Below are 12932 nucleotides of genomic sequence, written 5' to 3' on the forward strand. Positions count from 1 at the left end.
AGGAGTCTTTTCTTATTACCACAAATATCTTTGAAAGGCTTAGTTTTTATATAATATTTGTCTACATATTAATTGTAATTCTTTTTATTTCATAGCTCTATCAAGCATTTCTTGTATAGTGTGGAAGTTTTGAAAATATTCTACTTCAATATAACTCTCATCAAAGTCTTTTTTATAATGCTTCTCAACAGCCTCCAAAAATGCGATAATATCCATAGAATCTATAAGTCCATTATCCAACAAATTATCCATATCTTCTGTTAAATCACTTCTACCAATACTATCAAACAGACTCTTTACTACATTCATTACTTACTCCTTTATTATTGTAAAAATATACTCTGCTAACTTTTTAGCCATAGATTCATTAATATGAATCCAATCTTTAAAAAGTGTCTCTTTAGAATCTTTTATATAATCATTTGAATTATAAATATTTATTTGTCTCTTTCTTTGCAAAAACTCATAAACCAATTCTTGTAAATCCTCACACCCATTATATACTCCGGGATTTTGCTTATCATGGAACACATAAGCCCACTTCTCTTCCTTGCTCCAAGATTTCTTTAAATGCAAAAATGGGTGAATTACTGCATAAAACCTCCCACCATAAGAAGCCACCATATTAGAAAACTGCAATAGCCTAATATCTAGTGCTTCAAAAATATCATCTTTGTTTATATTTGGATTTTTGAAATTCTGCTTACCACTTATTGTCATTTGATAGTAAGAATACACACTATCTTCTCTATCCCCTAACTTAAGCTCATAAGTTGGACTATATGGTATTTGATAAGTTTTCAAACACACATCACAATTATATTGACACAAAATAATCTCTGTAAAACACAAATTTACTACAATATCAGGAAATAGAGGATACAAAAATGTATTAAAAAATAAAAAATTCTCCCAAGTAACAGCAGATAGCCCACAATTTAGCACTATAAAGTTTGAATCTAGCATTTCTTTTAAATATTTCACAACAAATGCCTCTTCGCACTGCCCTCCCCTTATAGTGCAAGCCCCAAAAAGAACGACTAATTTAGTATCCTTGTTTCTATTTTTTAAAGATACAAAGTCAATTTCTTCTTTTAAAAACAAATTCATATCAGAAGTATCGCCAAAAGCATTTAGCATAACACCCGGATAATTAACAAGTAAAAAAGAACCAGAATCCCCATCATCAAAATCAAATAATCTTCCACTAGCTCCTTGATACATCTTACTAAATACACTTAAATTAGGATTTATCTTATCCAAAGCTAGACGGCGATTATAATCATCTTTGGCCTTATCTTTTAAAAATTGCTTATGTTTAACTTTTATATTTTCAAAAACTTCTGCAAACCCACTCAAGCAAAAGTCATCACTAAAAAGAGATTCTAAAAGATAGTTCTTATACTTATAATATTCTATAAAAAATTTTACTTGTGATTTTCTATAGCCATCAAGGGAGATATTTTTTACCTTATAATCCCCCCCCCCCCGCAGCTAAAATCTTGTTATTTATCGAATCTATCACATTTTGTTTATTGCTAACTGCAATTAAAATTAAATCAAAATCATCTACACTATCTAAGCTTACAAACTTATCATGCACAACATTTAAACTATCATCAATAATCTTGCACGAAATCCCAAAAGATTCCAACAAATGCAAACATGCTCTACCAGTCCAACCAAAACCATAAATCAAAACATTCAAAAACTGCCTCCGCAATAATTTTGCAAAAGTGTATCAATATTTTTTGATTTTAATCAAGAGTGCCAAATTCTTTTCTATATTTTTAGCAATGGCTTCATAGATTGTTTTAAAATATATACTAGAGATAATGTCGTAGTTTGCACACAAGAATGTATAGCACACAATATAGGAAGTGCAAGAGAAGCTGTTGCACGAATCCTAAAAGAGCTAAAAGAAGAAGAACTAATCACAACACAAAAAACAAAATAATACTAAAGTTCCGTCTTTAGCACCGCACCATTTGCTGCATTACTTACAAGCAGTGAGTAGCGTTTAAGCCACTTACTTTTTATCTCTTTTTTTATCGGCTTCCATTTTGCTTTGCGAGATTCTATAACTTTAGAATCCACAAGCAATTCTAATATTCCATTAGAAACAGAAATAGAAATTCTATCGCCATCTTCAATGAGTGCTATAAGCCCCCCTTCAGCTGCTTCTGGGCTTATGTGTCCGATACATGCTCCACGCGTCGCACCGCTAAAGCGTCCATCAGTGATTAATGCCACACTTTCTCCTAAGCCCATTCCCATAATAAGGCTTGTTGGGCTTAGCATTTCTTGCATTCCTGGACCTCCCTTTGGTCCTTCATAGCGGATAACTACGACATTGCCTGCCTTTACCTTGCCTCCTGCAATTCCCTTGATTGCTTCTTCTTGGGAGTTAAAGCACACTGCAGTACCTACAAATTCTTTCATAGATTCAGCGACTGCTGCTACCTTTAGCACAGCACCCTGTTCGCACAGATTGCCAAATAGAATCTTTAGTCCCCCAACTTGTGAGTAGGCATTTTCATTAGTGCGAATGATAGAAGTATCGCTAATTTGTGCGTTTGCTATGCGTTCTCCTAAGCTTTCGCCTGTGATTGTTAAAGCATCAAGGTGTAAAATGGAGCTTTTGTTTTCTAAACCCTCTCCACAAATTCCAGTATTTGCAGTGTGGCTGTGTAAATTTTGGAGATTTTCTTGGAGGTTATCTGAAATTCTAGTATCTTGTATAAGATTTGGATGTTTTTCAAGGCAAGACAAAGGAGTTTGCTTATCGCAAATGACTGAAGTCGAGCCGCTGAAATCATTCAAAGATTGTACAAGAGACGAATTTCTCTTAGCCACTTCGTGCATTACTGCTGATACACCGCCTGCTCTATTTATATCTTCCATATGCACACTACTTAGTGCTGGGGCAATTTTAGCGATATGGGCTACATTTTTAGCTATTTCATTAATGTTATTTAAATCAAACTCTACTTCAGCTTCTTTAGCAATGGCTAGCATATGAAGCACGGTATTTGTGCTTCCACCCATTGCCATATCCACGACAAAGGCATTTGTGATAGCTTTTTTGTTTAAGATGTTTCTAAATCTAAATTTCTCACTTTTTTCCTCACTCAAAGCGATTTCCACAATCCTTCTTGCTGCCTTTCTTAGTAACTCTTCTCTCTCTTTTGTAAGTGCTGGTATCGTGCCATTACCCTCTAGTGCCACACCCATGGCTTCACATAGCGTATTCATAGAGTTTGCTGTAAACATACCGCTACAACTCCCCCCACCAGGACATGCATTGCACTCTATCTCATGTAATCTTTTTTCATCAATCTTGCCACTTGCATACGCTCCTACTGCCTCAAATGCAGAGTTTAGATCTAGTATCGTGCCATCTTCTAGCTTTCCTGCTAACATTGGACCACCACTTACAAAGATTGTAGGCACATTTACCCTTAATGCTCCCATAAGCATTCCAGGCACGATTTTATCGCAGTTTGGAATACAAATCATCGCATCTAATGCGTGTGCGTTCATTACAGATTCTATGCAGTCAGCTATTAGCTCACGACTAGGAAGTGAGTAGAGCATACCACCATGCCCCATAGCTATGCCATCATCTACACCAATTGTGTTAAACTCAAAAGGCACGCCACCAGCCTTTCTTATTTCTTCTTTTACAATTTGTGCGTATTTGTTTAAGAAAAAATGCCCCGGAATTATGTCAATATAACTATTTGCTACACCAATAAAGGGCTTGTTAAAGTCAGAATCTTTTAGCCCAGTAGCACGCAATAAGCTCCTATGAGGCGCCCGCTCATAACCCTTTTTAATAATATCGCTTCGCATAATGTAATCCTAATTTAAAAAGTTTGCAAAATTATAAAAACCCAAATCATACAAATGCCTTAAAAACACTAGGATTCTTACTCATTAAATGGAATTTATTATGCACTTTTTGCAATCTCTCAAAAAGATTCAAAGATAATTCTAAACCCACTTTTTTCTCCTCTTTTCTGCCTTGTGATGATGCAGATTCTAGTTTTTTATCCAAAGGTTTGGGATATACACCAGGTAGTTTATCACGCAAAAAAATGGCTGTTTTACAGCTTAGCATTGGAAATAATCCAAGCACAAGAGCCGTATTTGTGCTATGCTTATCATTTGCCCTATCTAGTGTCTTTAACAAAAATTCTACACTTCTTCTACAATATACTGGCTGCGTAAATAGTGCATCAATGCTATGTGTGCTTAGTTTTTTGTCTATTTTGTTTATAAGTGTATCTTTATTGTTAGCATACGAATTAATCACAAAAAAATTATAAATCTTTTTTACTTTTTCTTTTAATTCTTTGCCATTAAGTGCTATGCCTAAATTTAGATTATCTATAATACTAGCAAGTTTTAGAGAATTACCCTCAAAGACACTCTTAGTACTCTTGCAGTCAGTATTTTTAAATCAATCTCCAGTAAGTATCAAAAATGCTCTAAGTCCAAGTTCATTAACCCCCAAAATATCGCCACACAAAACCAAAGAGTTTCTATCTCTCATAGATAGTGTACAAATCACTGGCTTTTGCAAAGCATTTTGGAACTTTAATGAACTAAAAATAGATGAGGGCTTAAAACGCGCTATAGGAGAATCTGTAACCACAAATGCATCAATGTTATAAAGCTCTCTTAGCTCATTTATGGTGTTTTCTTCAATCTTTGCACTTAAGCTTGGGTTTATCTCTAAACTCAAAAACCTATCTTTGGAATGAATCTTGTTTACAATAGATTCTAAAGCCACATCTACGCTAGACATACGACCTCCTCTGCCTTATGTTTCTTACTGCTTCTACTATGTTTTTTAAGCTTGGCTTTACTTCTTCCCACTTACGCGTCTTTAACCCACAATCTAGATTTATCCATAACTGCTCTTGTGGTAAGACTTCAAGCAAGGCTTTTATTTGAATCTCAATTTCTTCTACGCTTGGGATTCTAGGACTATGAATATCATATACGCCCGAACCTAATTCATGTGTGTAGCCAACTTGTTTAAAGACTTTTAATAACTCATTTCCACTTCTTGTAGTCTCAATGCTTATGACATCTGCATTCAAGTGCGTCAATGGTTTTAATAATGTCGTTAAACTCGCTATAACACATATGTGTGTGAATTTGTGTGTTAGCTTTTGCAATGGCAGTTACAAGTTTAAAGCACTCTAACGCCCAAGATTCATAAGTTTTTATATTTTCATCTCTTAGTGGATAACCCTCTTTAAATGCTGCTTCATCAACTTGTATGATTTTTATCCCTGCATTTTGTAAATCATCTATCTCATCAGCAAGTGCTATGGCTATTTGTCTGCACACCTCGCTTCTAGGTAAATCATCTCTAACAAAGCTCCAATTAAGTATCGTTACAGGACCTGTTAGCATTCCTTTTAGAATCTTTTTTGTTAGACTTTGTGCGTATGTAATCCACTCTAGCGTCATAGGCTTAAGACGCTCTACATCACCAAAGATAATTGGTGGCTTTACACATCTGCTTCCATAGCTTTGCACCCACGCATTTTTGCTAAATACAAAGCCCTCTAACTGCTTACCAAAATACTCCACCATATCGTTTCGCGCTGACTCTCCATGCACAAGCACATCTAAACCTACTTCTTCTTGAAAGCTTACACAATCTTTTATATATTCTTTTATGCCATCTTTATAAGCAGATTCTGTAATCTCTCCCTTTTTAAACTTCAAACGCAATGCTCGAATCTCTTGTATTTGTGGGAATGAACAAATCGTAGTTGTGGACAAAGGTGGTAAATTAAACGCTTCTTTTTAAATCTTTATGCGAGATTCAAATGGTAGCTCTCTTTTATTAATACTATAAGCACTTACACGCTCTCTTATTGCTTTATTGTGCGTTTTATCTGAATTGGCACGAGATATATTTATACGCTTGTTAGCTTCTAAAAATTCTTATATTTTAGAATCTACCCCTCCTTTAAAGAGTGCTTCAAGTGCGATTAGCTCCTCTATCTTTATAGTGGTAGTTGTATTAAACCATTTTGTCATCTCACATGCTACGCCTATATTATGCCCTCTAGCCATTGCAAAGTATCCTTCTAACCCATTTAGATATTCAAACCTCTTTGGCTTTGCATTTAGTGCACAGGCTAAATCTAGCACATTATCATACAAACTAAAATCATTCACACACATAATCTAAGTCTTTTTGTAGCTCCCAGTGCTTTGCCCTTAAAGACTTTGCGACTTCTTCTAATTCACCCTCACTACACTTACCATTCCAAAAGCTCTCCAACGCTTTTTTACTCTCTATTTTGTCCGATTCGTGGGAATCCTAAAATATTACTCATTTGTAATACTTTTTAAAAAATTTAATGAGATTATAGTAGATATTTTTATAAACACAATATGTATTTATATTTTTATAAATACTAAAAATAAAATATATACTAATAACTACTAATTTATCGTAGATATATCTATATAAATAATTAAATAATTTAAATATACATATTGTAATTATTATAGTTGTATAAGTGAATTTGACTTTCAACAAAAGAGAAAATAAAATTTGTGAATTTTATTTTTGGAGTTTTACTTGATATTTTTATGTATTTTTATACCATTTTTGTCATTTTTCTTTATGGGGAAGCCATTTCAAGGAATCTTATGTTTATTATTACAAATAACACTAATAGGGTGGTTACCAGCATCGTTATGGGCGGTGTTTGTGTATTTTAGTTATAAGTTAGACAAACAACATAAAGAGCTTTTAGAAGCACAAAATAAAGATTAATTTGGCAGATAATACACATCAAGCCTAAATGAGAATGTGAGCATCTCTCCCTCTCTTTCTATGTGTATTGGGAAACTAAATCTTGCTAAACCATTTAGCTGTTTTGTTAAATTTAATGCTTCTCTAAATGTATTTATATCTTTTAGTTGTCCGCTAACTACATATCTTTGTTTATAATAATTTCCCTCAATTAGCGGTGCTCCATCAGCTACAATACCAGAAGTATTAAAATAAATTGCAAGCTTATCTTCTATATCTTGTTTTGTTAGCTTATCATTAAACATACCTAATACAGAATTATTATTAGCCTTATATTCCTCTAGCCTCTGTATTTCTGCTCTTTTTTGCTCTTCTATTTGCTTTACTACAAATAGTTCCTTTCTATATTTTGCATTCGTGTTTCTAAACGAATCTAGCTGTGGCTTTACTACTCCAAGAAAGATTCCAACAACCAAGAAAAAATAAAATACAAAAAAGAATGTATTCCTAATCCAATCTATCTGTGCGAAAAATGCTCTCATTGCTTCTCTTTTTGCTCTGTATTAGTCATATTTGTTTGGTCTGCTTGAAGCTTACTAACTGAAACAAAGTTATACCAACCATTTGGTAAAGTATAAAAATCAGCCCTACTTTGCGTAAAAATAGATCTAAGTGGCACTTCAAGCAAAAATGTATATATCTGCTTTGAAGGCGTTGTTCCATATAATGTTAGCTGATATTGTTCCATTTGTATCTTATTTAGAGTTATTTGCTCTGGTATTAAATCAAATAAATTTTCTATACTATCTTGCAATAGTTTATTTTGCGTTACCAAAAACTCACCAAAATACACTTTTTCTTGTTCATGTGCTAGATTTTCTTGTATTGTTTTGATATCATTTAGCAACACACTTTGAATCTTCAATGCTTCTTCAGTATGCTTAATCATAAAATGCGCTTGAATCTTTAACATTACCACGAATCCAAAGAATATAAATAATGTCAAAAATATATATCCCCACCAGATACGTGTTACTTTTTTGAATATTGTTTTTTTAATAGGTGGGGTAAAGCTATAATTTTTCATACTTGCCCCTTTTCATCAAAGTATTTATAAGATTCATAGCCCAAATTTGCCAAAACTTCAGAAATATTACACTCTTCAATCCTAACTTCTAACATGGTTATATTTTCTATTTGCTTTAGTGTTTCTTCTTCTATATTGTGAGGATTAAAGACAACTATATCATTTATAAATTCACTTTTATACAATTCATTATTATAAAATTCATTTAAGGCAGTTTGTATAAACTTAGAAGCAGTAGTAACTCTCGCATAATCATTTAAATCATCCCCACTATTATCTTCCCCGCTTGATTCATCGCTACTATCAAAATCAGAATCATCTCCCTTTAAAACCTCAATTAACTCTTCATCGCTACCATTATGACTAAAATCAATTCCATCTACATCGCTTAATTCATCTTGGATTCCAGAAGATAAATCATCTTCATCATCAAAGTTATATGTATTTTCAACTACTTTTAGTTCAGAATCTATCTCGCTATCTAGCACATAATATCCACCAAATAGCACTCCTTCATTTTTATTAGTAACAATCATGGTAATATTTGAACGCTGAAAAAGAATATAAAGTTTGCAAGAATCTTGAAATATATTTTTTGATAGATAATACAAAACCATAAATGGGGAAATAATAAAATCAGCACCTAGTTTTAAAAATCTCTTTTTTGTCTCTGCAATACCATCTTTAGAGACATAAACAAGCCAAGAATTTTGATTTTTTTGAACTATTTCATTTGGATTTATACCGTATTTTTCAAACTCCACTTCCTTTTCGTTATGAATTGCACCTTGTATTATTGATGATGAGAGAGTAGAGATATATGTGAAGGGATTTTTTGTACGAATCTTTTTGACATATCTTACTGCTTGTGCTGGAAGTTCTCCTGGTATAGTTTTAAACTCTTTTGTTTGAGTGTCTATATTTTTACCATTTTTATAAAATTTAGAAGCAATAATGCAAGACTTATTATCAACTTCTATACCAACTATAACAGTGGCAAAAAACGAACGAATAGTTTTAGAAAGATTCATCTAAACTCCAACAATTTTTAACTTTGAAATGGTATGAAAATTTGCCTTAATAATTAATTTGCAACCCATGATTATACAAGATTATATCGCATTTTTACGCCCAATATTAATAATATAAAATAAATAAAAAATGTTTAAAAAATAAAAAATAGTAGTATCATGGTTATGACTTAATTTAAAGGAGGATAGATTGAGTATAAAAACAGATATAAATAGGAGAGATTTCCTAAAAGGTGTTAGTGCAACTTCTGTTGTTTTAAGTTTTATGCCAGGGACTTTGGGGGCTTTTAGTGGAGAAGTGAAAGGTTCTTCAAAATTTGTCCCAAGTATTTGTGAAATGTGCAGTACTCGCTGTCCTATTGAAGCTAGAGTAGATACTTTGCAAGAGGCGCAAAAAGTCTTCATTCAAGGCAATCCCTATTCTACTAGTACAGGGGTGCAATATGCGCTAGAGGGGGCTCTGGGGTTAATCAGCTTTTTGATCCAAATAGACTTGTTAATCCTATTATGCGAACAGGTGAGAAGGGCGATGGAAAATGGAAAGAAATTTCATGGGAAGAAGCTTATAATTACATAGTTCAAAAACTAAGTGTAATTAAAGAAAAATATGGGGCTAAAAGCGTGGCCTTTGCATCTAAGAGTGGTCCAGAGCAAACTTTTTTAAATCAATTTGCCTATGCTTATGGAAGTCCTAATATTTTTGATCATGGAAATACATGCCCTTCAGGCTATTCAGTAGCACTTACAAGCGTGTTTGGCAACGGCTCTATTAGTAGAGATTTTTCAAATTGTAAGTTTATGCTAAATTTTGGACACAATGTATATGAAGGAATGGTAATAAGCTATGCAAGAGGAGTAACACAAGCACTAGAAAAAGGTGCCAAATTGATCTCTCTTGATCCTAGATTTTCTGTGCTATCATCAAAGGCAAGTGAATGGATTCCTATCCGTCCAGGCGGAGATACTGCCTTTATGATGGCTATGGTGCATACTTTAATCTTTGAAGAGCTTTATGATAAAAAGTTTGTAGAAAAATACACAATAGGCTTTGAAAAACTTAAAGAAAGTGTTAAAAATTACACACCAGAAGCAATGGCTAAGGAATATGATATAAGTGCAGAAAGAATAAGAGAGCTAACAAGAGAATGTGCAAAATATGCTCCGCATTCTATGGTGGATTTCGGGCATAGAGCGACATTTAGCCCAGAAGAAATAGAGTTTAGAAGAGCAATAGCCATAGCAAATGCACTCTTAGGCAATATTGAAACAAAAGGTGGTTTGTATTTCCCTAAATCTCCAGCACTTTATAATAAGCTTGCAGGAGAGCATGTGGCACCCGAGTTTAAGGGTTCTATTTTACCAAAATTAGAAATTCCACAAGAACCTAGAATTGACTTGATTGATATAAAAGATGGTGAATTTAGTAAAATTTCTAAAACTAGAGGAATCTACTCTAAAGTTTTTAAGGCAATTTTAGAAGAAAAACCCTATGCAATTAAGGGTCTATTTATTACTCGTTCAAATCCGGTAATGACGGTTAATGATTCTAATGAAGTTGTAGAAGCACTTAAGAAATTAGATTTATTTATAAGTGTAGATGTGTATGTGTCTGATACTTCACAATATGCAGATATTATCTTGCCAGAATCTACTTACTTGGAGAGAGATGAGCAGTTTTTGGCAAAAAATGGCAAGAATCCGGGCTATGAAGTAAGGCAAAAAGCAGTAGAACCTATAGGCAATACAAAGCCATCATGGCAAATTTATTTAGAACTTGCTAAAAAAATGGGCTATGAGAGTGCATTCCCTTATACAGATATAGAGGATTTTAGAATTAAGCAAGGCTATAACTATCCTAATGAGATGTTTAAGCTAAAAGAAAAAGGAATGAGTAGCTATGGGATTCCACTTCTTGCAAGAGATAAAGAAAGCATTAAAAAATTTGTAGAAAAATATCCAAACTCTAAGGCAAATTTAGATAGCGATAGAGAGTTTAGCGAGGTTTTAAAATGCAAAACAAAAAGTGGCAAGATTGAACTTTTTGATGAAGCACTAGAAAAAGCATGTGGTAGAGGCGGACTTACTTATAACAATCCAAAACTAAAAAATGAGGATGAATTTTACTTCATTCAAGGCAAGGTTGCTGTGCATACAAATGGACACACAATGAATATACCTTGGCTAAATACGCTAATGAGTGATAATGCTGTGTGGATTAATCAAAAAGTAGCTGATAAATTAAAGCTCAAAAAGGGAGATAAAATAAAGATAACTAGCAAGGTTGGAAGCCAAATAGCAAGTGTATTGCCTACAATTGGTATTAGAGAAGATACGCTTTTTGCTTATTTTGGATTTGGACATACAAGTAAAAAGCAAGATATAGCTTACAACAAGGGAATGAGTGCTAGTCATCTATTGGAAAACACCATTTCTCCAGTTGCGGGAAATAATGTACATACCATTGGTGTCAAAATAGAAAAAGTGTAGGGGGTAAAAATGAAATATGCAATGATACATGATATGGAGAAATGTATTGGCTGTCAGGGTTGCACGATTGCTTGTAGGAGTGAAAATGCAATACCTGATGGCTATTTTAGATTAAAGGTCAAGATGGATGGTCCTCATGGGGAGTTTCCAAATCTTAATTTTAATTATGTAAGGCATTCTTGTGAGATGTGCGAACACACTCCTTGTGTAACTGTGTGTCCTACACATGCTTCTTTTATGGACGAAAATGGGATTGTAGATATTAATGCTAATCTTTGTGTGGGTTGTCTTTATTGCGTGGTGGCTTGTCCTTATAATGCAAGATATGTAAATCCAAAAACAAATGTGCCAGATAAATGCAACTTTTGCAAACATACGCATTTAAAGCAATATGGCGAACCAGCATGTGTTGCTGTGTGTCCTACTGATGCACTTATCTTTGGAGATTTGGATGATCCGCTAAGTCCAATTTTTAGCTATTTAGCAAACAAACCTTTTGTTACAAACAAACCACATTTAGGCACAAAACCAAAATTGTTTGTAGTGCCAAATAAAAAAGGAGGGATAAAACTATGAATGAGATATGGGGACCAGATAGCGCAACAATCATTTGGCATTGGCCTATTGCACTTTATTTATTTTTAGCAGGGCTTAGTAGTGGAGCGATGATGAAAGCTTTAAGTGTGGAGTGGATGAACAAAAACAAAAAAGCTCCATGGGACGCATTTGTAAGAGCAGGTGTGCTTTTAGCTCCTTTTAGTATAATTATTGGTTTAATTATTTTGATTTTTGATTTAACTAAACCATTAAATTTCTATCAACTTCTAATTACCTACAATCTAAAATCTGTAATGTCTTTAGGAGTGCTTTTGCTTTTATTTTACACTCCGCTATCTTTAGCGTATGCAATTATTAGATTTAGAAGCACACTAGAACAGAGCTTTTTAGGAGGGATAGTTAGAAACTTTGGAGCACTCTTAGACTTTTTAGAGAGAAACTCTTTATGGTTTGGAAGATTGGTTTTTGCCATAGCAGGTGGTGTTGGAGTTTATACAGGATTTTTACTCTCAGCCATTCAGACACTCCCACTTTATAATAGTCCGATTTTGCCTATTTTATTTTTAGCCAGTGGACTTTCAAGCGGGATTGCAGCTTGCATTTGCTTTGGGCTTATATTTTTTGAAAAAGAGGTTTCAAAAGATACTACAAAATACCTTTTAACGATGGATTTAAGGGTTATTCCCATTGAATCTTTATTGCTTTTTGCACTTTTTGTAGGGCTTTATTTTCAAGGAGGCGAAAAGGCAGTTGCTGCTATTACTTCGCTAACTAGTGGAACTTGGGCGGGAATCTTTTGGATTTGTGTAGTTGGATTTAGCGTTGTAGTACCTAGTGTAATTGCTCTAACTGCACTTAAAAACCACGCTTATAAGGTTAATTTCATACTTTTAAACTCACTTTCTATTATGATTGGAGTATTTGCTTTAAGAATGTATATTCTTTATGCAGGGCAGATTTATCTAGGGACTTAAGC

Annotated in this window: 14 protein-coding genes and 2 pseudogenes; 6 read left to right on the forward strand and 10 right to left on the reverse strand. The window is 33.7% G+C overall.

What is annotated here, in order from left to right:
* Positions 1-84: 84 nt before the first annotated feature.
* From PF021_RS07800 to PF021_RS07810, 3 genes are all read right to left on the reverse strand, one after another.
* Positions 85-309, reverse strand: coding sequence for an acyl carrier protein (locus PF021_RS07800; RefSeq protein WP_271021931.1), 225 nt, complete (start codon positions 307-309; stop codon positions 85-87).
* 3 nt (positions 310-312) lie between these two features.
* Positions 313-1359: a hypothetical protein gene (locus PF021_RS07805; RefSeq protein ID WP_271021932.1), complete on the reverse strand. Its 1047-nt coding sequence runs from the start codon at positions 1357-1359 to the stop codon at positions 313-315.
* Between the two features lie 112 nt (positions 1360-1471).
* A complete protein-coding gene (locus PF021_RS07810) occupies positions 1472-1708 on the reverse strand; it encodes a hypothetical protein (RefSeq protein WP_271021933.1) in 237 nt (78 codons plus the stop codon).
* 111 nt (positions 1709-1819) lie between these two features.
* Here PF021_RS07810 and PF021_RS08640 point away from each other — a divergent pair, with 111 nt between their 5' ends.
* Positions 1820-1957: a helix-turn-helix domain-containing protein gene (locus tag PF021_RS08640; RefSeq protein WP_407081423.1), complete on the forward strand. Its 138-nt coding sequence runs from the start codon at positions 1820-1822 to the stop codon at positions 1955-1957.
* 2 nt (positions 1958-1959) lie between these two features.
* Here the strand turns inward: PF021_RS08640 and ilvD are convergent, their stop codons facing one another.
* The 4 genes and pseudogenes from ilvD to metE form a co-directional block, all read right to left on the reverse strand.
* A complete protein-coding gene (ilvD, locus tag PF021_RS07820) occupies positions 1960-3855 on the reverse strand; it encodes a dihydroxy-acid dehydratase (RefSeq protein ID WP_271021934.1) in 1896 nt (631 codons plus the stop codon).
* 46 nt (positions 3856-3901) lie between these two features.
* Positions 3902-4318 (reverse strand): hypothetical protein, encoded by a 417-nt coding sequence (locus PF021_RS07825; RefSeq protein WP_271021935.1) that lies wholly within the window; start codon positions 4316-4318, stop codon positions 3902-3904.
* 147 nt (positions 4319-4465) lie between these two features.
* Positions 4466-4813: a hypothetical protein gene (locus tag PF021_RS07830; protein WP_271021936.1), complete on the reverse strand. Its 348-nt coding sequence runs from the start codon at positions 4811-4813 to the stop codon at positions 4466-4468.
* A pseudogene (gene metE / locus PF021_RS07835) lies at positions 4806-6368 on the reverse strand (5-methyltetrahydropteroyltriglutamate--homocysteine S-methyltransferase). Before metE ends, PF021_RS07830 begins: the two are co-directional and overlap by 8 nt.
* Positions 6369-6616: 248 nt before the next feature.
* On the opposite strand from metE, the gene PF021_RS07840 reads away from it, so the two are divergent.
* Positions 6617-6814 carry a YqaE/Pmp3 family membrane protein gene (locus tag PF021_RS07840; protein WP_271021937.1) on the forward strand — a complete coding sequence of 66 codons (198 nt, stop codon included), beginning with the start codon at positions 6617-6619 and terminating at the stop codon, positions 6812-6814.
* Here PF021_RS07840 and PF021_RS07845 read toward each other — a convergent pair.
* The 3 genes from PF021_RS07845 to PF021_RS07855 are packed head-to-tail and all read right to left on the reverse strand — an operon-like array spanning position 6811 to position 8911.
* Positions 6811-7335 (reverse strand): hypothetical protein, encoded by a 525-nt coding sequence (locus PF021_RS07845; protein WP_271021938.1) that lies wholly within the window; start codon positions 7333-7335, stop codon positions 6811-6813. The two genes, PF021_RS07840 and PF021_RS07845, sit on opposite strands and share 4 nt — an antisense overlap.
* Positions 7332-7880, reverse strand: coding sequence for a hypothetical protein (locus PF021_RS07850; protein ID WP_271021939.1), 549 nt, complete (start codon positions 7878-7880; stop codon positions 7332-7334). Before PF021_RS07850 ends, PF021_RS07845 begins: the two co-directional genes overlap by 4 nt.
* On the reverse strand, positions 7877-8911 hold the full coding sequence (locus PF021_RS07855) for a hypothetical protein (RefSeq protein WP_271021940.1): 1035 nt from the start codon (positions 8909-8911) through the stop codon (positions 7877-7879). Before PF021_RS07855 ends, PF021_RS07850 begins: the two co-directional genes overlap by 4 nt.
* A 190-nt stretch (positions 8912-9101) precedes the next feature.
* On the opposite strand from PF021_RS07855, the pseudogene PF021_RS07860 reads away from it, so the two are divergent.
* The 4 genes and pseudogenes from PF021_RS07860 to nrfD form a co-directional block, all read left to right on the forward strand.
* A pseudogene (locus tag PF021_RS07860) lies at positions 9102-9290 on the forward strand (twin-arginine translocation signal domain-containing protein); the annotation flags it as partial.
* Between the two features lie 62 nt (positions 9291-9352).
* Entirely contained in the window at positions 9353-11398 is a 2046-nt protein-coding gene (gene phsA / locus PF021_RS07865; RefSeq protein WP_271021963.1) for a thiosulfate reductase PhsA, read from the forward strand.
* 9 nt (positions 11399-11407) lie between these two features.
* The gene (locus PF021_RS07870) at positions 11408-11974 is read left to right on the forward strand and encodes a 4Fe-4S dicluster domain-containing protein (RefSeq protein WP_271021941.1); all 567 of its coding nucleotides are present in this window, start codon (positions 11408-11410) and stop codon (positions 11972-11974) included.
* Complete coding sequence (gene nrfD / locus PF021_RS07875; RefSeq protein ID WP_271021942.1) at positions 11971-12930, forward strand: NrfD/PsrC family molybdoenzyme membrane anchor subunit; 960 nt, start codon at positions 11971-11973, stop codon at positions 12928-12930. Before PF021_RS07870 ends, nrfD begins: the two co-directional genes overlap by 4 nt.
* Positions 12931-12932: the final 2 nt, after the last annotated feature.

The organism is Helicobacter ibis (genome assembly GCF_027859255.1).
GTDB lineage: Bacteria > Campylobacterota > Campylobacteria > Campylobacterales > Helicobacteraceae > Helicobacter_D > Helicobacter_D ibis.